Genomic DNA, 24,283 nt, shown 5'->3' with positions numbered 1-24,283 from the left:
GTTAGAGGGCAAAGCCGAGTTTGAAATCAAAAACTGGTTTTTTGTTGTACAACGCGGTCACACTTTGAGTTGATTCATGAAAGGGCTTAGTAAGGCTAATGTCAATAAAGCCACGGTCAAATATTTTTTGTTGAAAACCTAACAATATCCCTGTATAGCAGTAGCGAAATGGTAGTCGGAGTGTTTTGTATTTGTCATATGCGCCAGCAGTGAGTATGTTGAAACCAGCGTAAGGCCCCGAGAGGTTATTCCCTGCTTTACCAGCTTTATTGAGTGTGCGCATTAGAAAGTACCATCGTGGTTGGAGGTTGATGTAGTTGACAATGTTATAAGTGAATGGTAGCGTAGGGGTTGTTTCGAAAAAACTATCTTGCCTGAGGTGGTTTAGCGAATAGTTCCAGTATGTATTTAGCGAAAAAGAAGAGTGGAAGATTTTTTGTTCGAAACCGAGGCTACCATCAATAGTTTGAGAAACAGGACTTAAACGTAGTTGCGGCCAGCTAATTTTCCATAAAGACTGTTCGTTTACCAAGCAGTGAAAGGCTTCACAGTGAGGGGTGTGTAAACCCTGAACAATATCTGCGAATGCAATGCCGACTTTGAAATTGGTGGTAATAGACCAATTATTGTCTGGATTGTAGAAAACATCTTGCTTGATAGTACTCCATTGAAGGGGGAATTGAACGGGAGTATTGCCGTCTAGCGAACTTAACTTACGGTGAACAATTTGGTCTGTGTTCCTATTTAAAGAAATGGAAAAGTCGGCAAGTCCAAATTGGAAAAAACGACGTTGTATTCCATAAGATACACTAAACTGATGAGAATAATATTGGGCATAATAATCAGTAGCGTTGTTTATCGTTAAAAGGGTTCTAAAATTTTCCTCATTCCACGCCTTTTCAAATTTAAGTGAGAAATAATTGCCAGAAAAATTATTCACACTCTTACCTTGCCGAATACGCAATGCCATGTTGTAGTACCATTTTAAATCGACTGACGTAACCCAACGAGCCACAGGTGGGTTAAGGCCGAATAAATAGATGTATGCCTTAGATGGATTTTTATCATAAAAATAAGCTTTTCGAAAGGGCGAAAATTGGTTTCTAGCAATGTCTAAACCTATTGAAAAAGAAGGCGTTACTTTGTGTTCTATCCCTACACGCAAGTCGGTGTTATTTCTAAAGTAGTCTTTGTCAATGGATTTTGGTACTTCAAATGCACTCAAATTTGTAAATATTTTTCCCATCCACTTTGTAGGCACCTTCGTCATAAACACATAATCGTAGCGGTCGATAAAACGCTGTTTTTCGAGCGTACCTGTTTCTTCGGAGTGGGAAATGCGTACGGAGTCAGCGCTTTCTTGGGCAAAGGCGGTGGAGATTCCTCCTAAGGTCGGAATGACAAAAAAGAGGGTCAGAATGACAAATAGGAGTGTCGAGTGCAGAAGGCCGAGTGTCGAATAGAGGAGGGTGAATGCTTTTTTCATGGCTGTGGAAGGTTAGAGGGCGAAGCCGAGTTTGAAATCAAGAATAAAATTGTTTCGTCCCAGTATATAGGGAGTTCTTTCCAATAGTCCTTTTGTAAGGTTTAGGTCAACAAAGCCATTCTTAAATAATTTTCGTTGATAGCCTAGCATCAATCCTGTGTTTACGAAAAAAGCACTGTTGCCGAATGAGTTTTTGTATCGGTCGTTTTTGGTGTATCCGTATGAGCTCAAAAAAACATTATTCAACCCAGTGTAAAGCCCTGATAGATTATTGCCAGCTTTTCCTATGCGCATTTGACGATTCATGAACACGTACCATCGCGGTTGAATATGTAACTGCGCGGCTAAACTCAAGCTTTGGATATTACTTGTAAAATGCGTTTCTGTTGAAAGGTCATACTGTGCTACATTTTCTTGGGAGCGATTGGAAGCATACAGGTTCAGGTACGTGTTGATTGAGAAGGGCGATTGGGCGATTTTTTGTTCATACCCAATGCTGCTTATAACTATTTGCGTGGATGGGCTTAGGTGGATTTGTGGCCAGCTAAATTTCCATAGACTGCTTTCGTTTTCAAGGCACTGAAATACGTCACAGGCGGGTACTTGTGCCGTTTTTTTGAAATCAGCGAGGGCGACCCCTACTTTGAAGTTGGTGGAAATAGACCAATTGTGTTGAGAACCAGAAGTAATACTTTCTTGAATGTTGTTCCAATCAACGGGTTGTTTTACAGAGTTATCTCCGTCCAAGAAGGTCAATTTTCGGTGGATTTGTTCGTCAGTTCGTCGGTTCAAGGACAAAGACATGTCAATGAGCCCGTACCTAAAAAAGCGCCGTTGTATCCCATAACTCAGACTTAGTTGGGATTGGTATTGTTGTTTAAAATAATCAGTGTCCCATTTGTTGTTAGAACTAGAAAGCCCATTTGAGGGTAATAGTTCTTTTTGCCACGCTTTCTCTATGTTAAAGGAAATATAGTTTCCTGAAAAATTATTGCTGCTTTTGCCTTCTTTGATACGAGAAGCCATGTCGTAGTACCACCGTATTTCCGCCGATGTTCCCCAAATTCTGTCAATACTATTAGCCCTACTTGAATAAAAGTCCGAGTAGTCAATGAGCCCTATTGGCAGCAAAGGGCGACTAGGGAGACCAGTTACGTCAATACCTATTGAAAAAGAAGGACTTATCTTGTATTCAGCACCTAGTCGAAAATCAACTACTCGCTTCACATAGCCTTTCTGGAAGAGATTATAAGCAAGCAAATTATTGATGTTTCCGTATCCTTTCAGCATCCACTTCGTCGGCTCTTTAGTCATAAACACATAATCGTAGCGGTCGATAAAACGCTGTTTTTCGAGTGTTCCCGTTTCTTCGGAGTGGGAGAGGCGTACGGAGTCGGTGCCCCCTTGGGCAAATGCGGTGGAGATTCCTCCTAAGGTCAGAATGACAAAGAGGAGTGTCGAGTGCAGAAGGCAGCGTGTCGAATAGAGGAGGGGGAATGCTTTTTTCATGGCTTTATTGTTTGGCAACGGTGCCGTTGCGGAGTTCGGTGTTTTTGGTTTCTACGTCGAGTTTTACTTGTGCTTTATCCGTCTGAATGTCAAGGCTTCCATATTGGGCGCGTACGCGACATTCGCCTTTGATTTGCTGTAAAATCAGGTCGGTTCGTTCGGAAAAAATGCTCAATAACCCATTGAAATTTTCCGTTCGTAAAGCCCCAAACTGTGTTCTGGCCGTCAATGTTCCACGCAAATCGTGGAGTTCGATGGTGCAAAATTCTGTTTGCAATTGCATGGTTTGAGTTTGTAGCCCTTTGATGGAAATTTTCCCAAAACTGTTTTGAATTTCTACGGCGCAATTGGCAGGTACAAACAACGTAAAACGTGCTTTGAGGTTGGATTGGGGTTTACTTCCGTTTTTGGCCAGTACTACAAAATTATGCAGACTCACCGTTTTCCCTTTTTGGTCGGTGGTATAATGCAAGGTTTCCAAATCTTTCTCAGCCGTGCTGCGTGTGGGGTGTTTTGCGGTAAGCTCAATGGTCGCTTTTATCTCATTTTTATTCCAAGTCATTATCTCTATATCGCTCCGCTCGCCCCACACCTGCACCTTTGCGTATTGGGGCACTTCAAAGGTTTTCTCTATCGTTTTGGTAATCACCTGCAACGTTTGAGCAGAGGAAACAAAAGGCAAGAGGCAAAGGGCGAGGGGTAAAGAGCAAAGGGCAAGGGGCGAGGGGCAAGGGGCAAACCGCAAAATGTTAAATGGAAAACTGAAAAACCGCAAAATTGAAATAGGTAAAGGGCAAGGGGCAAGGGGCAAAAGGCAAAGGGCAAAACCCAAAACCATAAACCCGAAACCGTAAACCCAAAACCATAAACCCGAAACAGTAAACCCGAAACAGTAAACTCGAAACCCCAAACGAATAAAAACAGGTGGGGAAAAGTTGTGGATAAAGTGCAAAATATTCTTCATGGCTATTTTTGGTGTAATATGATCAAATCCGTTCCGACAGTTTTTTTAATAGTTCCGCTCGTTCGTGCTCAATATCAGAGAGTTGTGACGAAAGTGAAGCGTCCGTGTTGTACTCGCCCAAGGCTTCTTTGAGTTGTCGGCTGGCGATGGTGAGTTCGTCGAGTTGGTGTTTTAAGTCCTTAAATTCTGGTTTTTCGCACACAGGTGTTTTTGTTTCGCAGAACGCCTGTAATTTCTCGTATTGTTGGTCGAGGGCCTCATTTTGAGCTGGCAGGGTAGTTGGGGGGGCTTTTTCTTGGGAATAGCTAAGTTTAACATCTTCCGATTGGGAGGTCAGAAAAATATACCCAACAAAACACAACAAGCCCGTTATTGCCGCTGCTGCCGCGTATCGCCACCACTGTTGCGGACGGACAGTGGGGAGTGTTTCCTCCAGCTCTAACCATACCTGTGCGGGAGGTTCGTGCGCGGGCAAGTGCTGGAGCGCTTCTTTCAACGGAGCCTCATTTAGGCCCTCCTCCACCGCCTCCCAAACCGATTCGGGTGGGGTGTAGGTAGGAAGTTTATGTTTGAGTAGGTCTGACATAATGCGCTTGTTATTATTTTAACAATTCCCTCAGCCGCTTTTTGGCATAGTTTAACTGCGATTTCGACGTCCCTTCCGAAACGCCCAACAACTCCGCTACTTCTCGATGGGTGTAGCCTTCCACCTCAATGAGCACAAATACCGCCCGCGCGCCTTCGGGTAGGCTCAAAATGGCTTTTTCGAGGTGGGCAGCGTCAATGGCATCGTTGCCCCAATCGACCGACGAAGTATCGGAAGGGAGCGTTTCCATCAATAAATAAGCAGGCGTTTGCTGCGAACTTCGGTGCGCTTTACGAACCAAAATCGCTTTTATCCACGCTCCCAACGTCGCTTCACTACGGTACTGGCTCAAGTTCTGAAAAACGGCCAAAAACGTGTCTTGCAATACACTATTGGCTTGGTCAAAGTCGCCCGTCATCCGATACGCGAGGGTGTACATGGCCGTTTTGTAGCGGTCATAAAGCAACCTTTGCGCAGAGCGGTCGTGTTGGAGGCAGCGTTGAATCAGTTCGTTTTCAGTCATGAGTGGCACGTTCAACTACAAAGAGGAACCGAACAACCCAGAAGGTTGGAATGAGAGAAAAAAATAAAAGAGAAACGTTGAGCGATAAGGGATGAGAGGGTTAAAAACCTGAGGTGTTGAGCCAGTGTAAACAGCGACCAAACCACTCGTCGAACGACGGTGTTTTGAGGTAGCCATGTTCGCCTTTGGCGTAAATATGGAGGTCGCTCAAGATGCGGTTTTTCTGCAAGGCTTCGTAAAAAAGTAGGCTGTTTTTGACGGGCACCACGGTATCATCGCTGGCGTGGGTGATAAAAGCAGGAGGCGTATTTTGGGTTACTTGGAGGTCGTTAGAGTAACGTGTCAACTGCTCAGCAGAGGTATTTTTGCCCAAAAGATTCACCCCCGAACCCTTGTGCCCGACTCCATCAGCAAAACTAATGACGGGATAAACCAGTACCAAAAAATCAGGACGCAGGCTAGTGCCCTGAGGGTTAGGTAAAACGGTGCGTTCAAAATGAGTACCTGCCGTTGAGGCCAAGTGCCCCCCTGCCGAAAAGCCCATGATTCCGATTTTTTGGGGGTTAATGCTCCATTCGGCAGCCCGTTCGCGCACGGTTTTAATCGCCTGTTGGGCGTCTTGGAGGGGGCCAATGGATGGGTCAATCATGGTGCGTTCGTTTGGAAGTCGGTACTTCAACACAAAAGCCGCAATGCCACGTTTGGTAAATTCCTCGGCTACATCGTAGCCTTCGCGTTTGGTGACCAATACGCCGTACCCGCCGCCTGGACAAATAACCACTGCCGTGCCCGTTGCTTTGTCTTTTGGGGGAAGAAACACGCTTAACGTTGGCACCGAAACATTAGAAACGATTTGCGACGCGGTGCGTTTTTCTTCGTTAGTGGCCTCTTTGGCATTGGGAATGGCACCAGCATACAACGGTATTTCTTGTTGGGCAATGCTTACAAAGGTCGAAATACAAAAAAACAGAGACAGAAAAACGAAGCGTAGCATGGTGATTAGGTTTAAAATGGAGGATCAATGTCGCTTTTCTATAAAGACAAAAGCAGTCCTTTTCTGCTGAGTCTGACATTTTACATTTTTGGGCGTATTATTATTCCTTTCCTTACCTACCTTTGTAGCATGAATCAGTACCCTGTTTTTTTGTTGTTGGGGGCCAATTTGGGCGACCGCGAAGCAACACTCTCAAAGGCGATTACGCTGATTTCGGAGCGGATTGCTCCTGTCATTTCAGCATCGTCTTTGTACGAAACCGCTCCTTGGGGCGTTGAAGAGCAGCCCGCCTACTTAAACCAAGTAATCGAGTTGCAAACTGAAAAAACGGCTCATGTTGTATTGCAAGCGGCTCTTGCGATTGAAAAAGAACTGGGACGAGAGCGGAGACTGCGCTGGGGTGCACGGGTTATCGACATCGATGTGTTGTTTTATGGGAATAAGATACTGACATCAGAGGAATTGGAAGTACCCCACCCACGGCTGCATCAGCGTAAATTTACGCTGGTTCCCTTGGCCGAAATTGTCCCCGAGTTTGTTCATCCTTTATTTAAAAAAACAATCCAACAACTGCTCAATGAATGTACGGACGAGGGGATTGTGAGCTTGTTTAAACGTTTTAAAACCAATTGATTTGTCACTATGCAACGTCGCGATTTTATCAAACATACTTTGCTCGCCACGGGAGCCGTAGCGTTGGAAAATTGCCAACCCAAAGACCCCTATGCCCCCCGCAAATACGAAGGCCAAATCGCCATTATTGGAGCAGGAGCGGCGGGATTGTACGCGGGCTATTTGCTAGAACAACAGGGCGCGAACTATACCATCTACGAAGCGGCCGAACAAATTGGGGGGCGCATTCGTCCGTTGAAAGGTCTGGCTGATTTTGACGTGGAATTGGGCGCTGAAAAAATTCGTGGCAGTAGATCGACATTGTACGATTGGGCCAAAGAATCAGGGGCGTCGTTGTTGCCTACTTCTGGCACCGATTATTATCAAATAGGAACGTTGCTTCGCACTGAAGCACAATGGAATACCGACCTTGATTTTCGTTTGGCCATGTTACTTTCTCAGCAGGCACGGTCATATTCGGGCAACGAAACAACCCTGGCGCAATTGATGGAAAGCACAAAACTGGTTTCGAGAGTTCGACATATTCCTGATGCGCTCATTGCCAACAATTATGGCACCTCGGCCAACCGTTTGGGGCTTTTGGGCGTAGCCGAGACCGAAGCAATTTGGAGTGCGGGAAGGGACAATTATTTGTTGGGTAATCGTTCGTTGCTTTCGGTACTTGAGGAAAAATGCAAAAGTGTTATTCCAAAAGTAGTGCTCAATAAACAAATCAAACGCATTGATTTTACCAATAGTCCGATTGTCTTGGAAGATGCGCAAGCCCAGCGGCGTTTTGCGGATAAGGTGATTGTGACGGTACCACTGTCGATTTTACAAGCTAACGACATTCAATTTACCCCTTCATTGCCAGAAACCAAGCTCACGGCTATTCGTAACATCGGCATGGGCGCGGGCATCAAGGTGGCTTTGGTCTTTAATCGTCGGTTTTGGGAAGCCAATACGGGTTCTATTTATACATCTGGCTCAGTGCCAGAATATTGGGTAAGTTCCGCAGGACGAAGTACCTCATCCTTTGTGCTGTCTGGGTTTGTGACGGGCGAACGAGCCGAAGCACTCAGTGGACAGACTTCTACAGTCATTATTCAAAATTTGCTAAAAGAATTGGATACCATTTACGGAAAAGGAACAGCTACGGCTTCCTTAACCAACGCCAAAGTGATGGATTGGGGCAAAGAACCTTTTATCAAAGGCGCGTACTCTTTTCCAATTCCCAACGGCGGTGGCTTACTCACACGCCAAACGTTGTCGCAGCCTATTCAGCGCAAAGTCTATTTTGCGGGAGAAGCTACCCACTACGGCGGGCACAGCGGAACAGTACACGGTGCCATGGAGTCGGGCCGTCGCGCGGTGGAGGAGTTGCTGAGGGATGTGGTGTAGTGGCAACGGTCGGGTTGTGAGCAACCCGACTCACAGACACCTTCCCGAAAGTTTTAAACTTTCGGGAAGGTGAAACGTTTACCCCGCCCAATTCTCGCGGTTTAAACTTCGGTACTGAATAGCTTCGGCTAACAGAGATCTTCCCGAAAGTTTTAGAACTTTGTTGTACGCTTTAAAGTTAGGTACGCTCAAACAGACATTTAGTTTGATTGGTTTTTTTGTTTTGAAAATACGGTCATATTTTTGATTCTATCATCAGTAAGACAGTTATCGGCAATATTTTTGATAATTTGAGTGGAGTTCGAGATTTGCCACTTCAAGGTATCTGGCTTGAATTTAAGTTGGACAAATTGGTGAGCAAATTCTTTTCCTACCCTAATCGTTTGTCCGAAATGCGTAATTTGTCCTACTGATGATACTTTTCGAGTGTAGATTTTTTTTGCAATAAATTCATGAACTCTCTTTGAATCAAAGTCTTTACTTGAAAATACGCGTTGTTTAGTAATTAACTCAGGGAAAGCCATCGCCCTGGTTTTTCCCTCCAGCCGAGTTACTGGATACAGCTGTCGTTGAATATGAATTTGGGCATCTAGCTTGGCTTGTAATTCTTGTAAACAACGGCAAGCTTGCACTTCTGCCCAGCGTTGAGTGGTATCTTGCATTTTCTCAACGCGATTATTCATCTGTGGACAATAAGGTTTATTCCAAGTCAAATCAATATCGTGAGCGATAAGCCACAGCGCTAAAGGCGGAGTAGGTGCCCCAGCAGGACTTCCGAATGGCTCGCCATTATCTACTCTAAAACAACCTGCTTTTCCCCATTTGTTGAAAACCTCAATAAGTTTTTGCCGTATTTGGTCAATGGGCACTTGATTGATTCGGGCATAGGGGGAAAACGGGTGCTTCCAGACAAGCTCCACTTTTTTCATCCACAATGGTCAAATAACAAGCTGATTGACCATTTTCTAAGCTTAATCGTTCTTTGGCATCTACCTGCCAGATGTTATGAACCTGTGTTGATTGCCCAATTTTGGGTTCTAATTTTTAGGAACGTGGTTTGCTCATATGAGCTGACAAAAACCAACGTTGAATCGTGCGTACATGAACCACCTGAGAGCAACCATAGCGATTGACCAGGTGCATATGAATCAAGGGGCTTCCCCAATTTGGATGTAAACGTTTTAGCCAAAGAGCTCCTCGATAAATCACATCGGATCTACTGGGCGGCTTTTTGCCACAGTTCTCATATGCTGTTCGTAAATTTGATTGGGGAGTTTTTTGGTGTTTATGCCATAAGTTTCGCAGGGTAGCATAGGGAACACCTAAGTGTTCACTAATATATTTTAGTGTTTTACCTGAGGCTTTTAACTCCAGTAATGACTGCCGTATCGCTGTATTGGTCGCTTGTCCCATCGGTTGTTGCTTGTATGAGCGTATATCAAAAAACAAAAGTACTTAACTTCTTGCCGCTATAAATACTTAACTTTAAGACGTACAGCAACTTTCGGGAAGGTGAAACGCCTATCCCGCCCAATTCTCGCGGTCTAGACTTCGGTACTGAATAGCTTCGGCCAAGTGTTCAATTTTAATTTCGGGACTTGCGGAAAGGTCAGCAATAGTGCGCGCTACTTTCAAAATACGGTCGTACGCCCGAGCCGATAATCCAAGCCGTTCCATCGCAGACTTGAGCAAGGCTTTACCTGCGGGGTTGATTTCACACACTTCTTTCACCATCGGAGAGGGCATCATGGCGTTACAATAAATTCCTTCTTTGTCTTTGAAACGCTCCGTCTGAATTTCGCGAGCAGTAATCACACGCTGACGAATGTCTTCACTTTTTTCGGCTTTGCGGTTCGAAGAAATTTGGTCGAACGACACGGGCGTGACTTCTACGTGCAAGTCGATGCGGTCGAGGAGTGGCCCGCTAATTTTGTTCAGATAGCGTTGAACTGTTCCTGGAGGGCAAACACATTCCTTTTCGGGGTGATTGTAGTAGCCACACGGGCAGGGGTTCATGCTGGCAATAAGCATAAAGTTGGCAGGAAATTCAATCGCCCATTTCGTACGAGAAATCGTTACGCGGCGTTCTTCGAGCGGTTGGCGCATCACTTCAAGTACTGTTCGCTTAAATTCGGGCAATTCGTCTAAAAACAACACGCCGTTGTGCGCCAACGAGATTTCTCCAGGCTGCGGAAATGTCCCGCCTCCGACCAACGCGGCGTCGCTGATGGTATGGTGAGGTGCGCGAAAAGGGCGTCTTGCAATGAGTGATGCTTTAGATCCCAGCTTCCCCGCTACGGAATGGATTTTGGTCGTTTCGAGAGACTCGTGCAGGGTCAACGGGGGTAAAATCGAAGGTAGGCGCTTGGCAAGCATCGTTTTACCCGCCCCTGGAGGCCCAATCATAATCACATTGTGCCCGCCCGAAGCGGCGATTTCGAGGGCCCGTTTGATGTTTTCTTGGCCTTGAACGTGTTCAAAATCAGCGTCGTAGTCGTTTAGGGTATTGAAGAATAAATCGCGCGTGTCCACCTTCAACGGGGTGATTTCTTTGGTTTCCTCAAAAAAGCCGATGGCATCTTGTAGCGTTTCTACAGGAATAACGTCGAGGCTATTGACGATGGCGGCTTCGTGGGCATTGGCCGCAGGCAAAATAAACCCTTTGTAGCCAAGCTTCCGAGCTTCCACAGCGATGGGAAGGACGCCTTTGATGGGACGGAGTTTGCCATCCAACGACAGTTCACCCATGATAATGTAGTCTTCGAGGTTTTTCTTGGTTACGATTTGGTCCGACGCCTGCAACACACACAGGGCAATGGGCAAATCGTAGGCCGAACCCTCCTTTCGGATGTCGGCGGGGGCAAGGTTTACTACTACTTTTTGACGCGGCATTCGGTAGTCAAAAAACTTGAGAGAGGCTTCTACGCGCTGCTCACTTTCTTTTACGGCGCTGTCGGGCAAGCCTACCATAAAAAAGCGCATTCCTTGCCCCACTGTTACTTCAATGGTTATCATTGTGGCATTGACACCATAGACCGCACTACCGAACGTTTTAGAAAGCATACTATTTTTGAGTTACAAATGAATGAATGGCGATTGGGTGACTAATCGAAAATTGTTTACGTCTCGTAAAAACTGTAAAATTACAGGTTCTTACCCAAAATAGCGTCTCAAGACGAGTAATTGCCTTAGGTAGGTCATTCTCTGAAAACTCTGTTCCAAAATCATCATCAAATGATTACCTTTGCCGTCCATTTTTGGCAGAACTTATTTTTCTATACACCCAAAAGACGAAAAAAATGAAGTTTGGTAACTTACTTCGACTCGTCAACTTATAATTTTTCGTACCATTATGTTACAACGTATTCAAACACTCTTTTTAGCCGTGGTGGCCGTTGGTATCGTCGGGCTATTGGCATTGCCTGTTTGGGACAAGACTGCCGTTGATGGCACTCAATCGGTTCACCTTACTGCCCTTCGATTGGTGCACGAACAAGGAACAAGTTCGTTCATTACCCCTGTTTGGTACATCGCGCTTGTCGGCGGGATTGTGGCAGGAGTGGCAATTTTTGCCATTTCTCAGTACAAAAACCGCTTGCTTCAGTCGGGGCTGTGTGCCGCAAACTCTATCCTGATGACCATCATTATGGGGTTAATCATGTATTTTATTTTTGGGAAAGCCAAAGATTTGTTCGAGCCCAACGTCACAGGTAGCTTTGGTTTTGGCTTCTACGCGCTTGTGACGTCAATGCTGGCGAATGTTTTGGCCAACCGTTTTATCCGCCGCGACGAAAAACTGGTTCGTTCACAAGACCGTATGCGCTAAAATCAAGCGTGTATTATGCTAATTTTAGGGTAAAAAAGTGCCTTTTTTGAAATGCTCTTGCTGGGTTAAGTTGTTGATTATAAGTTGATTTGTATGAGCAAGTAAGCCTATTTTGAAAAAAAGTCAACCTCTTGCTTTCAAAAATTTGTTGCGTCAAATTTGATTATTTTTACTAATTTCAAACGTAGTTAGTGACTTTGCCCACTTTGCCACTTCTCAGCAGGAGCAATCTTCAGTAACTTCCCATTGATTTCCAATTAACTCACTAAAAAAGCTGTTTAAGTACCTGTTAACCAAGGGTATAAAGGCAAAAAAATACAACGAAAGAGGATGATTCAGGTAGATACGAGCGTACAGCATACGCTAAAGGAGCGACTCAAAGAAATTTTTGGTTACAGTCAGTTTAGAGGCGAACAAGAGTCGATTATTCATAGCATCATGGGAGGCAATAACACCTTCGTTATTATGCCTACAGGTGCGGGGAAATCGCTTTGCTATCAGTTGCCTGCTATTACCACTGAAGGCGTTGCCATCGTTATTTCTCCGTTGATTGCCTTGATGAAAAATCAAGTAGATCAACTGAACGCTTTCGGCATTAATGCGCAGTTTTTGAATTCTACTCTCAACAAGGCTGAAATCACGAAGGTTAAAAAAGATGCCCTCGATGGCACTTTGAAACTATTGTACATTGCGCCAGAATCGCTAACAAAAGAAGAAAACCTTGACTTTTTACAGCGGGCTAACATTTCTTTTGTGGCAGTTGACGAGGCACACTGTATTTCGGAGTGGGGGCACGATTTCCGCCCAGAATACCGCCGTATTCGAGGAATTATTGACAACATCAATCCCAACCTGCCACTCATTGCGCTGACTGCTACTGCCACGCCCAAAGTGCAGCAAGACATTGCGAAAAACTTGCGGATGGAAGAGGCTGCTTTGTATAAGTCGTCGTTTAACCGCAAAAACTTGTACTACGAAGTGCGCCCGAAATTGGGAGATGTCAATAAGCAGCTGATTAAGTACATCAAAAACAACAAAGGCAAGTCGGGTATTATCTATTGCTTGAGCCGCAAGACCGTAGAAGAAGTAGCTAATTTATTGACAGTAAATGATATAAAAGCGCTTCCTTACCATGCTGGATTGGACGGACAAACGCGGATGAACAACCAAGATGCGTTTTTGAATGAAGAAGCCGATGTCATTGTCGCGACCATTGCATTTGGAATGGGAATCGATAAACCCGACGTTCGTTTTGTCATTCACTACGATGCGCCTAAGTCGTTGGAAGGTTATTACCAAGAAACAGGTCGTGCGGGTCGTGATGGCTTGGAGGGGAATTGCGTGATGTTTTACAGCTTGGATGATATCCAAAAGCTAGAGAAATTTAACAAAGATAAGTCGGTAACGGAGCGTGACAATGCCCGCCATTTATTGAACGAAATGGTGGCGTATGCCAATCTTGGCGCGTGCCGCCGTCGTCAGTTGCTGAGTTATTTTGGCGAATACATGGAGAAGGACTGCGGTTTCTGCGACAACTGTATCAAGCCAACGCCAAAATTCAAAGTCCAAGAAGAAGCAGTTATCGTTTTGAAAGCGATTCAACTGACCGATCAGCGTTTTGACGGTGATCACATTGCGGATTTGATTACTGCCACCGACAATATGTACGTGACGAGCTACGAACATAACAAGCTTGAGGTATATGGTGCTGGTAAGTTTAAAGACGAAGAGGAAGGCGAAGAGTATGGCGTAGAATATTGGCGTTCGATGATTCGTCAGTTAGTGATTTTAGGGTATTTGGGTAAAGATGCCGAAAATTACGGTGTACTAAAAATCACTGAAAAAGGTGCTAAATACATCAACGACCCGTATCCGATTACGATTTCAAAAGACCATACTTTCGACGAAAACGATACGCCTAAGTCTAGCGATGACGAAGATGTAACGGATTTGGCCCCGTCGGGCGGTGGAAATGCCTACGATGAAGCGCTTTTGGGGCTTTTGAAGGCACTCCGCAAAAAAATAGCGAAAGAGAAAAACCTCCCTCCGTATGTTATTTTCCAAGACCCGTCGTTAGAAGAAATGGCGACGACTTACCCCACTACTTCCCAAGAAATGGCCCAAATCAACGGGGTTGGAATGGGGAAAGTGCAAAAGTTTGGTCGTCCGTTCATTGACCTCATCACGCGTTATGTGGAGGAAAACGAAATCGAAACGGCCAAAGATGTGGTGGTAAAATCGGCGGCTAATAAGTCGAAAGTGAAGATTTTTATCATCCAACAAATCGACCGAAAAGTAGATTTGGATGAAATAGCCGAAGCCAAAGGATTAGCAATGGACGAGTTGATTGAGGAGATTGAACACATTTGCTATTCGGGTACGAAGCTTAACTTGGATTATTATATCAACCAGATCATGGACAAAGACCGCCAGTACGATATTTACGATTACTTTATGGCGGCTGAAACCGATAGTATCAAAGTTGCGTTAGATGAATTGGCCAAAGATGACGTCACCGAAGATGAGCTTCGTTTGATGCGTATCAAGTTTATGTCCGAAGTGGCTAACTAAGTAAGTGAAAAACTCCTAGTAAGGCGCGAAACAAATGAAAGGGATTTCGCGCCTTACTCTATACACTTTAACCTCAAAAAATGAATATTTTAATTCTGGGTTCGGGCGGACGCGAACACGCGTTTGCTTGGAAAATAGCCCAAAGCCCACATTGCGACGAGTTGTATGTAGCGCCTGGAAATGCGGGAACCGCACAAGTGGCTACCAACTTGCCCGTTGGGTTCAATGACTTTGAAGGCATTGCAAAAGCTATTGTTGATTTTAAAATTAAATTAGTGATTGTCGGCCCCGAAGAACCACTGGTCAACGGAGTTGTTGATTACTTAAAAGCTCAACCAGAGCTGGCAAGGGTCAAAATTGTGGGCCCTGATCGCCTGGGGGCGCAGCTGGAAGGAAGCAAAGATTTTTCCAAAAACTTCATGGCTAAGTACGGAATCCCTACGGCAGCGTCACAGACATTTACGTCTGAAACACTAGACCAAGGGCTGAACTACTTGAGCACACACGCACTCCCAATCGTGTTGAAAGCCGACGGACTGGCAGCGGGCAAGGGAGTAATCATTGCCGAAACACTCGATACAGCCAAAGCGGCCATGACAGACATGCTTGTGGGGGCTAAATTTGGCGAAGCGGGCAATAAAGTGGTGGTAGAGCAGTTTTTGCGCGGTATTGAGTTGTCGGTATTTGTGCTTTCGGATGGTGTCAATTACAAAATCCTTCCCGAGGCCAAAGACTACAAACGCATTGGTGAAAAAGATACAGGCCCCAACACGGGAGGAATGGGCGCAGTGTCGCCCGTGATTTTTGCGGACGAAAACTTTCTGAGAAAAGTAGAACAGAAAATTGTGAAACCAACCCTCGCGGGCTTGCAGGCCGAAGGAATTACGTACGTTGGTTTTATTTTTATTGGATTGATGAACGTGAAAGGCGAACCGTACGTGATTGAGTACAATGCACGCATGGGCGACCCCGAAACGGAGGTTGTTTTGCCACGTATTCAGTCGGACTTAGTGACGCTTTTGCTGGCCGCCGCCGATCAAAAATTGGCCGACAGTGATTTCGTTATTTCGCCCCAAACGGCCGTCACAACGGTGATTGTGTCGGGTGGGTACCCAGATGCCTACGAAAAAGGCAAGGTAATTGCTGAATTAGAAAAAATGGAAGACATTACGGTGTTTCATGCAGGAACTACCACCAATGACAAAGGAGAAGTCGTAACCAATGGCGGACGAGTACTGGCACTGACAGCACTCGCAAACTCCCTCGAAGGGGCTGTAAATAAGTCGCAAAAAGCAGCGACAGCAGTGCAGTTTGAAGGGAAATACTACCGCAAAGACATTGGTTTAGATTTGATTCGTTATACGGATTAGTTTGACGCAAAGCGGGTCGTAACGTAGTTGAAACCGTAACGCGCTCGTATAAACGTCAGGCTGTAAACTAAACAGAAATGAGTTGTAAATCATGTTCAACGGGCGGATGCGGAACGAAAGGAAGCAACGGAAAAACCGCTGGTTGTCAAAATAATGGTGCGTGCAACACAGGTGGTTGCAATAAAATGAATGTTTTCGATTGGCTCAGTGATATGGATGTGCCCATCGCAAAACGTTTTGACGTGGTAGAAGTGAAGTTTAAAGGAGGGCGGAAAGAATATTTTCGCAATATCAACCAGCTTGAACTCCTCACGGGCGACTACGTCGTGTGCGAGATGGCTTCGGGCTATCATATTGGAGCGGTATCGTTGCAGGGCGACTTGGTGCGTTTGCAAATGACCAAGAAGAAAGTAGCCGACGACGAAAACATCAAGAGCATTTATCGGGTGGGGAATCCACGCGATATGGAAAAACACGAGCAGAGTGTTGCGCGTGACCTGCCAACGATGTACCGCGCTCGCGAACTGGTCAAAGAGCTAAAACTGAACATGAAATTGTCGGATGTGGAGTTTCAGTCCGATAATACCAAAGCGACGTTTTACTACTCGGCCGACGAACGGGTTGATTTCCGTGAACTGATCAAGGTATTGGCGGGTGAGTTTAAGGTGCGCATCGAAATGCGCCAAATCAGCCTACGCCAAGAAGCAGGGCGTTTGGGTGGTTTGGGCGCGTGTGGCCGTGAATTATGCTGTTCAACTTGGTTGAGCGACTTTAAAAACATCACGACTTCTGCTGCTCGCTACCAGAACCTATCGTTGAATCCAACGAAGCTTTCGGGTCAATGTGGACGTTTGAAGTGCTGCCTCAACTACGAGTTGGAAACCTACATCGACGCCCTCAAGGACATTCCGCACGTGGATGCACCCCTTCAAACCCAAAAAGGGAAGGCGCACTTGCAGAAAACCGATATTTTCAAGAAAATCATGTGGTTTGGCTACGAAAACGATAGCACGACCTGGCACCCAATCACGATGGAGCAGGTGAGCAAAATCTTGCAAATGAACGCAAGAGGCGAAAAACCTGTGTCGTTGGATGTGTTGGATATCGAAGAGGCTGTGTTGGCATTGCCTGCGGCAGGTATCAATAGCGACTTGGCTAAAATGGATAAGAAGTTTAGCCACCGCGACCAACAAAACGGGGGAGGAAGCAGCAATCGCAGAAATAAAAAGAAAAAGGGAAGCGGAAATAGCAATAATAGCGCAAATGCCGCCAAAGAAACGGCACAGCCAGCGGCAGCCACTACGCCTTCAGCTCCTGCGCCGAAGCCACAGACTCCTGCTCCCAAAGCTCCTACTAATCAGGCTCCCGCGAAAGTGCCCAGTGCCCCAGCGGGAAATCCTGCACAGAAAGGAAACAACAATGCCAATAATAACAACAACGACGCAACAAAGCCTGCCAAACAGCACGCCAACCGAGGAAATCATCACCGTCGAGGAAATAATAATCAACCCAAAGGTGGCGGTGGCAATAGTGGCAACAGCGGCGGCGGAAACGAGAAAAAGCAATAGCAAGCACTAAAGGTGCATAGGAGGGAATCATCGGGAGGTGATTCCCTTTTTTTGTGGCTCAAAAACAAAAAACTATTTTTTCTAAAAAAAATCCAAAACTATTTGTTTTTACTAGGTTTTTAAATATTTTTATCAAATCATTAGTAAATAACACTTTTGTTATAGTCAATATATAGTGAGTTATGTAAGTATTTTTTTTAATTAAAATTATGAAAATAACACTACTTCGCTTATTAATGTTAAAAATGGCATTTTTGTGTCATATAAATGCGTTTTCAAACGATACAGAAGGTATTGTTTATGTTTCCTTTAAAAACACTCAAAAGATTGATAATTATTTTTATTATACAAAAACAGCATGGACTCAAAATAAGCACTTGTTGCGGTTTATGTACGATGATGAGATGAAATGGATTGAAGTTGAAAGTAACATTAAAAATAAAGATATTCGACTAAAAATGAAAAATAACCATTGTGTTCTTCGGCACTGGATTAACTACTTTGATTATAACGAATACATTTTGCAAAAGGGAGACTCTGTGGTCATTGAATATAATAAAAATATTCCCATCGTAACGGTTATAAATAGAAATACTTCTAAAAATGATTATCAGGTAGATGACCTAGTAAGGAGCCAGTGTGAGTTTGTGAACTATTCTCCAATGGGTGAATATTTTGGCGCCGTTAGCTTGCATGGAAAAAAGATATTGAATGATAAAAGTGCACTTTCTCAGTCAAAAAATATGACAGGAGAGCAAGTAATGAATAGAAATAAAAAAGGGATTTTGTTAATGAAAAATGAATTATATCCAAAGTGCATGATGTATCTTGATATAAACAAAAAGATTATTGATTCACTTAGTAAACAAGGTCTTATATCTGAAAATGTGTATAAATTTCAAAAAAATAAAATCGAAAATTTAAAAAAGTTAATAGAGGTTGAAACAGAACGACTCTCGATTGATGACGTATATCATTGGTGCAATTCCCAAGAAAACACCCTAGAAAATTATGAAGGAATCTATTTTAAAGATTTTGTTGATATAGTAGAGTATAGATTTATTGTTGATAAAGCACCTTATTTGGATTTAAAAGATGGAATTAATAGGAATTATAAGGTGATTTATGATAAAATAAATACAGAATTTAATTTTTCAGAAACAATCAAAAATTATTTGCTGATAAAAAATATTGGCAGAATTTCGGAGTCACTTTCAAAAAATGACTTTTTGAGCTACTTTAACAAGTTAGAGAAAGATGTAAAAGATTCTTCCCTCATTGAAAAACTTAAAGTAAAGTATGTCCTAGAACTTGATACAACGCGCTACGTGCCTACATCACTTACGTTGATGGATAATAATAAAACGAAAACCTCACTTGATGCAATTATTAAACAATCGCAAGGCAAAGTGATTTATGTAGATTTTTGGGCGAGCTGGTGTGGGCCTTGCAGGGCTGCTTTTCCACATTCTGTAAAGCTAAGAGAATCATTAAAAGATAAAAATATTGTATTTGTTTATTTGTCGATTGATAAATCTATGGAAGCTTGGTTAAAAGCCTCAGAAAAAGAGCAATTGAACAGTTATCCAAACAGTTTCTTGGTTTTAAACGCTCAAAATGCTGATTTCTTAAAGCAACAAAAAATCGATTCGATACCTCGTTACATGATTGTTGACAAACGCGGTAAGCTGGTGTATCCAAATGCGCCTAGAGTAGAAAGTAAAGAACTCACGCAACTTTTGACAGAGCTGTCGAAATAATAAGATGTTTTATATAAACCTCACCAATAAATAGTTAAAAATATGCTTGCCTATGTACTGCCCATTCTCCTTTGTATTTGTAGTAATGGATTTAATCAATTATTGACTTTATGAAAAAAATATTTTGCTATTCATTATTGCTTTCACTGATAATAAGCTGTGCTGAACCTAAGTCAAGCAACACAGTCCGTATCACTGGTAATTTAAAAAATTTACCCGATGGTACAGTCAATGCAATCACCGACGTTGACAAAGTCGTGGCTTCTTCTAAATCTAAAAGCGGTCACTTTGAATTTTTGTTGCCTGTCAGAGAAAATGACTCACCTATGTTGATTGAGTTTCAGCACATTGATTCCGCAGGTTATAAACGATTATTTACGTATAAAACTAAACAGAAATTCAATAATGGGGAAGTGCATTTGTCCAATTTTTATTTAGAAGAAGGGGTAGAATTAGAGGGTGAAATAGATGAAACGAAGCCTACACTCATTAACCTTCCTAACAAGATTAAATTCATCTTAGCACCTATTAATGTTGGAAAACAAACCAAAGTTATGTTTGAGGATTCTGTGGGTTTTTCATCAATAAAAAAGATAAGCGAATTGATGCGACTGATTAAAATACATCCCTACTCATACTATTATTTGAATCATTTAAAAAAGCGAGTTTCTAGTTTTAGTAATGACCAGATGATTGGCCTTTTAAACCAATTTGATGAGGAGGTAAAAAAAAGTGACACTTGGCGAGGCTTAAAGGAGTATGTTGTAAAGCGAAATACTCAAAAATTGGATTTTAATACAGTTTTTGAGACAAGAAATGGTGAAAGTTCCCCTGTGTTGACCAAAAATTCTTCCTTGAATATGATTATTTTATGGGCTTCTTGGTGTGGTCCTTGCCGAAAAGAAATTCCACAATTGAAGAAAATTAGTAGCCAATTTTCTAGTAACCCTCGTTTTAGCATGGTATCAGTATCACTGGATGAAGATAAACAAAATTGGCTCAAAGCTCTTGACAAGGAACAAATGCCTTGGAAACAACTAGTAATGACGGATAAGACGCGAATATATGCTAATGAATTGTTTCAGTTTGACGGTAGTATTCCAACCACTTTGTTTGTGGATAACAAAGGGCAAATTGTGGAAAAGTTTGTGGGGTACGATGATAACAGTTTAGAGAAATTTGAACATTTGATAAAAAATCGCCTTAACGACACGAAGTAGTAATTTCAAAATCCCTGCGTTTCTCCAAACAGGTGGAAAAACGCAGGGGGCAAACTATTTTTACAAGGCCAATTTAATCGTTTCGCGGTCGTATAAAGCTTCGTCTAATTTGCTGGAATAGCTATTGAGCGCAATAGCGATACTGACTTTTTGTTCGGGGAAATAATAAGTAACTGCGTTGAAACAATGCACATTGCCCCCGTGCCCAACTCCCTTCTTTCCCTCAATATCAAGCAAAAAAAGCCCTAGTCCGTAATCCTTGATGTACGAAAGGTTTTCGGGAATGCCTTTGACTTGGATGTTGGTGGGAGATTCCATCAGGGCAATTGAGGCCGCCGAAAGGAGTTTGCCCGTTTTGAGCGCTTCCATAAAAAGGGCCAAATCGTAGGAATTTGAAACCATTCCGCCGTCCAGAATGTCTTGTCCTCCCACGGCGAAGCCGTCAAATTTGGTCAAGTCACGCATCATGCCGTTGTTAAACGAATCGTAGTAGCCCCTCGACAAACTTGCGGGTCGGGTGGTGGAGGCGTAAGTGTTTTGGAGTTTGAGGGGCTGTAGCACTTTTTCCGTTACCGTTTCAAAGGCGCTTTTGTTGCCAACTTTCTCGATGATTAAGGCCAAAATCAGGTAATTAGAGTTGGAGTAACTCCAGTCGGTACCCACTTCAAACAGGGCTTTTTTTCCAAAAATAGTTTTTAAATTTTCTTGAGCCGATTGGGCTTTGACCGATTGATTGTGGATGTTGAGCAAACCTACAAGCCCCAAGTAATCGCGAATGCCCGAGGTGTGCTGAAGCAGTTGCTTGATGGTGGCTTTGTTGAGGTTGTGGATGTTTTTAACGTATTCGTCGGGAAGGTATTTGCTTGCTAAGTCATTGATATTGAGTTTGCCTTCTTCTTGCAATTTTAAAACCGTGGCAGCCGTAAATGTCTTTGAAATACTTCCAATGCCAAGCGTATGGCAAGGGCTAAGGTCGATGTGGTTGGCAAGGTCGGCTTTGCCAGCGGTAGCACTCCAGGTGCCTTCGGGCGTCCGAACGGTGACGCTCACTCCCACCGCGCCCGCTGCCATAAACTTGTCGATAATTTTTTGGTAATTAGCGGCTTTGGGGGGGGGGGTGTTGGTCAATGGACAATTGGGCAAAGGTTGCGCCGAGCCAAGTTCTTCGCGGCATGAACCAAGCGAAAAGAGCGCAATGACGAGTATGAATGAGATACGTTTCATGGACTGTTGTGAAGTTTATGGTTGTAAATGAATGTTGAGACCTGCCCCTAAGAAGGTATGAATAGTAAAAGGGATAATGCGGTCGCCAAAGGGTGCTGCGACCATTGTTTTGTAATCAACTGCGACAGAATAACGCTTCGAAAGCGGGTATTCTAGCCCTAGTCCGAGTTTGAGGTTGACTTGGGCTTTGCCAAAATGCAAGGTAGGTTGGTATTCGCCGTTTTTTAGGGCATACTTTTGGCCTGCCAAAATCGCGTGTTTGTAGCCAAGCGCGGTGTGTAGGTTGGTTTGCAATCCAAAATTGAACCGATACCCAAACCGATACGACGCGTCGAGCATGAGGGCGTGCTCCAACGACTGTTGGTAATAATAATACAAGTCAACGCCAAAGGCTTTTTGCCAATGCTTGCCCGAGCGTACCCGTAGGTCGGTGCCAATACTCACTGCAGGGTGAATAGGAAGTTTGGTGAGCTTGGCGGAAGGTACGCCCAAGGTTTCGTTGTAGAGTGAGAACCGCAGCGTTTTAAGGGACGTCTGGGCGTTGGCGCCGTAAGCGATAAACCCCGCCGCGAGCAAGCAGGCATAGCGGAGTGTTTTTGTGTTGAAGAGAGACATGTGTGCTAAAAGTTTGATTTCGGCACAAACATCCCCTTCAAATCGCTGCTGTGCGCCCTTGCTTGTAAGGTGAGTCTCTTTTTTTGTTGACCCAAAAGGCAATTCCTAAATTAAATAGCCAACTCAACCACGCCACCACGTTGTACACCGATGTGTATTCATAAGGGAGCAAAACCGAGAGCGGTATAAGAATTCTCAAGCTTACCGCGCCCAGACAGGCCGCATAGCTGTAGGTCATCATCGCTTGATGCTTGACTACGTTTTTGGCTCGAATCAATACATAACCTTGAAGGGTTGTGTAAAAATAAACGCAGCCTCCGCAGACAAAACCCGCCATTGCGATGGGACCGCCGTGGGCATAAAAACCAATAAAAATGCCCGCTCCTGAGCAGAGTAAACCCGTGATGACATAGATTTTGCCAATGAGCCGATGCCATTTGGGGAAGTTGGTCAACAGTTTATGGCTGAATTGTAGCCAGCCGATTGTAATGGCTACCGACCCAAACGCAATGTGTGTGACAAAGCCGATTTGCCAAAACGTATTGCGGAGTGTTTCGGGAGATTTTAGTTCTAAATACCCCTGTTTGACATCGGTTAGGTACGAAATCGGAATCATTCCGACAAGAAAGGCCAGCACAACGACGAGAATCCAAGCTATTTTTTTCATGGTGATAGTGGTTAAAAATGACGTCACAAAAATGACCACTTCCCACATTCATAGCGCCCTTGCTTGTAAGGTGAATCTCTTTTCACATAGCACACAAAAGACTGTCTATGTTTGCTATGTGCTTATTCTACTGTTTTCTATGTGTTTTAAAAAGAATGCTACCATAACCTATTTGTACACCGCTTTCAATTGCTTCACATACTCAGAAGGGGAGAGCCCCGTGGTTTTCTTGAAACAACGGTTGAAGGCCGATTTGGAGTTAAACCCGCAGCCGTAAGCGATGGCAAGGAGTGTAAAACGTTGATTTTCGGGGAGTAACAGTAGGCGTTTAAATTCCTCTACTCGCAGGTGATTGATGTAGTCATAGAAATTAATACCTTCTATTTCGTTGATTACCTGTGATAAATAATTAGGATGCGTATCTAAACGGTTGGCCAAATCGGTCAGTGTCAACTCGGGTTCGATAAATAATCGTTCAACGAGCATCAGTTCTTCCAAGCGCTCTCGAAGTTCGTTGGCGCGTTCTTCGTTTAAGCCCGATTTTGCGTATTTTTTTCGTTGGAGGTCTGAGTTAGTCTCTTCGACCTCTACTTCGGCAAGTTGTAAAGCCAATTCGGGGGTGGAGGAAGGCGATTCAAGGGGAATGGGGAGATGGGTAAAAATTCCCGTTTGCTTGATGCCAAAGTAGCCGATAAGTACCACAAACACGCTACTGCTTGAGAAAATGAGGGGGTCGTTATGTAAGAAAATGATAAAAAACCAAATTAGCCCCATGGCATAAAAAAGAAATCTTAGCCAGTTGAGATTGATTTTTTCTTGGTTAGAAAACTGGTTTAAAATCCGTTTGCGGTGCTTTTGAAGGAGGTAATGAGTCGCCACCACGTAAAAAATCCCCGAACTCGTCAGTAGTAGGCTACTAATTTCCATGACACCTTCGTACCCTCTGCCTTCTTGTTTAAAAACTACTACTTTCTGCTCTGCCGATAAACTCCAAAAAGGGGCGTAGAGGGCAATGATGCTGAGTGGCAAAATTCCGTGGAGTAGCCATCTTTTTGACTGAAATTGTTCGGGACGAGTAAGGGCGAGGGTATATAAAAACAGCAATGGGCCGTGCAGAAAGGGCAAGGGAAAGTTGGAACCCAAAAAGGCGGGGTAGCTATAAATGAGCTGAGTGAGGTAGCTGTAATACGAAAATACGTGTAAACCAACAACAATCATCCAGATTCCTAAGAGGAGGTCGGCGGTGGTGCGACCTTTTTTCGTGAGGGCTATGGCGGCAAGAAACAGCGCAATGAATGTTCCGACGAGGTAAATCATAGAGGCGGTAGCGAGGGTTTTCTTCTATGACAACTCAAATGAGAATTACCCTATACGAAAGAAATGCTGT

At 43.9% G+C, this 24,283-nt stretch carries 20 protein-coding genes; 8 read left to right on the top strand and 12 right to left on the bottom strand.

Translation table 11 applies throughout. From position 1 onward, the window contains the following. Position 1: 1 nt before the first annotated feature. The 6 genes from DTQ70_RS18590 to DTQ70_RS18565 form a co-directional block, all read right to left on the bottom strand. The gene (locus DTQ70_RS18590; RefSeq protein WP_122932197.1) at positions 2-1,486 is read right to left on the bottom strand and encodes a hypothetical protein; all 1,485 of its coding nucleotides are present in this window, start codon (positions 1,484-1,486) and stop codon (positions 2-4) included. 12 nt (positions 1,487-1,498) lie between these two features. Then, positions 1,499-2,995: a hypothetical protein gene (locus DTQ70_RS18585; RefSeq protein WP_122932196.1), complete on the bottom strand. Its 1,497-nt coding sequence runs from the start codon at positions 2,993-2,995 to the stop codon at positions 1,499-1,501. Positions 2,996-2,999: 4 nt separating this feature from the next. After that, positions 3,000-3,644, bottom strand: a complete 645-nt coding sequence (locus DTQ70_RS18580) for a DUF4097 family beta strand repeat-containing protein (protein ID WP_206019536.1) — start codon at positions 3,642-3,644, stop codon at positions 3,000-3,002. Positions 3,645-3,981: 337 nt separating this feature from the next. After that, a complete protein-coding gene (locus tag DTQ70_RS18575; RefSeq protein ID WP_122932194.1) occupies positions 3,982-4,545 on the bottom strand; it encodes a hypothetical protein in 564 nt (187 codons plus the stop codon). Positions 4,546-4,558: 13 nt separating this feature from the next. Further along, the gene (locus tag DTQ70_RS18570; RefSeq protein ID WP_122932193.1) at positions 4,559-5,068 is read right to left on the bottom strand and encodes an RNA polymerase sigma factor; all 510 of its coding nucleotides are present in this window, start codon (positions 5,066-5,068) and stop codon (positions 4,559-4,561) included. 100 nt (positions 5,069-5,168) lie between these two features. Next, positions 5,169-6,062 carry an alpha/beta hydrolase gene (locus DTQ70_RS18565; protein ID WP_122932192.1) on the bottom strand — a complete coding sequence of 298 codons (894 nt, stop codon included), beginning with the start codon at positions 6,060-6,062 and terminating at the stop codon, positions 5,169-5,171. Positions 6,063-6,089: 27 nt separating this feature from the next. Between DTQ70_RS18565 and folK the strand changes: the two genes are divergently transcribed. After that, entirely contained in the window at positions 6,090-6,695 is a 606-nt protein-coding gene (gene folK, locus DTQ70_RS18560) for a 2-amino-4-hydroxy-6-hydroxymethyldihydropteridine diphosphokinase (RefSeq protein WP_310588001.1), read from the top strand. Positions 6,696-6,704: 9 nt separating this feature from the next. Next, positions 6,705-8,075: an NAD(P)/FAD-dependent oxidoreductase gene (locus DTQ70_RS18555; RefSeq protein WP_122932191.1), complete on the top strand. Its 1,371-nt coding sequence runs from the start codon at positions 6,705-6,707 to the stop codon at positions 8,073-8,075. A 200-nt stretch (positions 8,076-8,275) separates the two neighbouring features. On the opposite strand, the gene DTQ70_RS18550 is transcribed toward DTQ70_RS18555, so the two are convergent. Further along, on the bottom strand, positions 8,276-9,004 hold the full coding sequence (locus DTQ70_RS18550; protein WP_122929371.1) for a hypothetical protein: 729 nt from the start codon (positions 9,002-9,004) through the stop codon (positions 8,276-8,278). A gap of 592 nt (positions 9,005-9,596) precedes the next feature. After that, complete coding sequence (locus DTQ70_RS18545; RefSeq protein WP_122932190.1) at positions 9,597-11,138, bottom strand: YifB family Mg chelatase-like AAA ATPase; 1,542 nt, start codon at positions 11,136-11,138, stop codon at positions 9,597-9,599. A gap of 289 nt (positions 11,139-11,427) precedes the next feature. On the opposite strand from DTQ70_RS18545, the gene DTQ70_RS18540 reads away from it, so the two are divergent. From DTQ70_RS18540 to DTQ70_RS18515, 6 genes are all read left to right on the top strand, one after another. Then, positions 11,428-11,901: a DUF4293 domain-containing protein gene (locus DTQ70_RS18540; RefSeq protein WP_028524248.1), complete on the top strand. Its 474-nt coding sequence runs from the start codon at positions 11,428-11,430 to the stop codon at positions 11,899-11,901. 330 nt (positions 11,902-12,231) lie between these two features. Further along, positions 12,232-14,472, top strand: a complete 2,241-nt coding sequence (recQ, locus tag DTQ70_RS18535) for a DNA helicase RecQ (protein WP_122932189.1) — start codon at positions 12,232-12,234, stop codon at positions 14,470-14,472. Between the two features lie 80 nt (positions 14,473-14,552). Further along, on the top strand, positions 14,553-15,842 hold the full coding sequence (gene purD / locus DTQ70_RS18530; protein WP_122932188.1) for a phosphoribosylamine--glycine ligase: 1,290 nt from the start codon (positions 14,553-14,555) through the stop codon (positions 15,840-15,842). Between the two features lie 77 nt (positions 15,843-15,919). Then, the gene (locus DTQ70_RS18525; protein ID WP_229599966.1) at positions 15,920-17,410 is read left to right on the top strand and encodes a regulatory iron-sulfur-containing complex subunit RicT; all 1,491 of its coding nucleotides are present in this window, start codon (positions 15,920-15,922) and stop codon (positions 17,408-17,410) included. A gap of 209 nt (positions 17,411-17,619) precedes the next feature. Beyond that, positions 17,620-19,170, top strand: a complete 1,551-nt coding sequence (locus DTQ70_RS18520; RefSeq protein ID WP_122932187.1) for a TlpA disulfide reductase family protein — start codon at positions 17,620-17,622, stop codon at positions 19,168-19,170. Positions 19,171-19,280: 110 nt separating this feature from the next. After that, positions 19,281-20,390 carry a TlpA disulfide reductase family protein gene (locus DTQ70_RS18515; RefSeq protein ID WP_122932186.1) on the top strand — a complete coding sequence of 370 codons (1,110 nt, stop codon included), beginning with the start codon at positions 19,281-19,283 and terminating at the stop codon, positions 20,388-20,390. 60 nt (positions 20,391-20,450) lie between these two features. Here DTQ70_RS18515 and DTQ70_RS18510 read toward each other — a convergent pair whose 3' ends face one another. The 4 genes from DTQ70_RS18510 to DTQ70_RS18495 all read right to left on the bottom strand — a co-directional run bounded on the left by DTQ70_RS18510 (position 20,451) and on the right by DTQ70_RS18495 (position 24,213). Next, entirely contained in the window at positions 20,451-21,614 is a 1,164-nt protein-coding gene (locus DTQ70_RS18510; RefSeq protein WP_122932185.1) for a serine hydrolase, read from the bottom strand. 15 nt (positions 21,615-21,629) lie between these two features. Next, positions 21,630-22,229 (bottom strand): outer membrane beta-barrel protein, encoded by a 600-nt coding sequence (locus DTQ70_RS18505; RefSeq protein WP_122932184.1) that lies wholly within the window; start codon positions 22,227-22,229, stop codon positions 21,630-21,632. Positions 22,230-22,266: 37 nt separating this feature from the next. Next, positions 22,267-22,896: a DUF2306 domain-containing protein gene (locus DTQ70_RS18500; protein ID WP_164490104.1), complete on the bottom strand. Its 630-nt coding sequence runs from the start codon at positions 22,894-22,896 to the stop codon at positions 22,267-22,269. Positions 22,897-23,064: 168 nt separating this feature from the next. Beyond that, complete coding sequence (locus DTQ70_RS18495) at positions 23,065-24,213, bottom strand: AraC family transcriptional regulator (protein ID WP_122932182.1); 1,149 nt, start codon at positions 24,211-24,213, stop codon at positions 23,065-23,067. Between the last annotated feature and the right edge of the window lie 70 nt (positions 24,214-24,283).

The organism is Runella sp. SP2 (assembly GCF_003711225.1).
GTDB lineage: Bacteria > Bacteroidota > Bacteroidia > Cytophagales > Spirosomataceae > Runella.
Note: the sequence above shows the minus strand (reverse complement) of the source record. Positions and strands in the feature narration are given on the sequence as shown.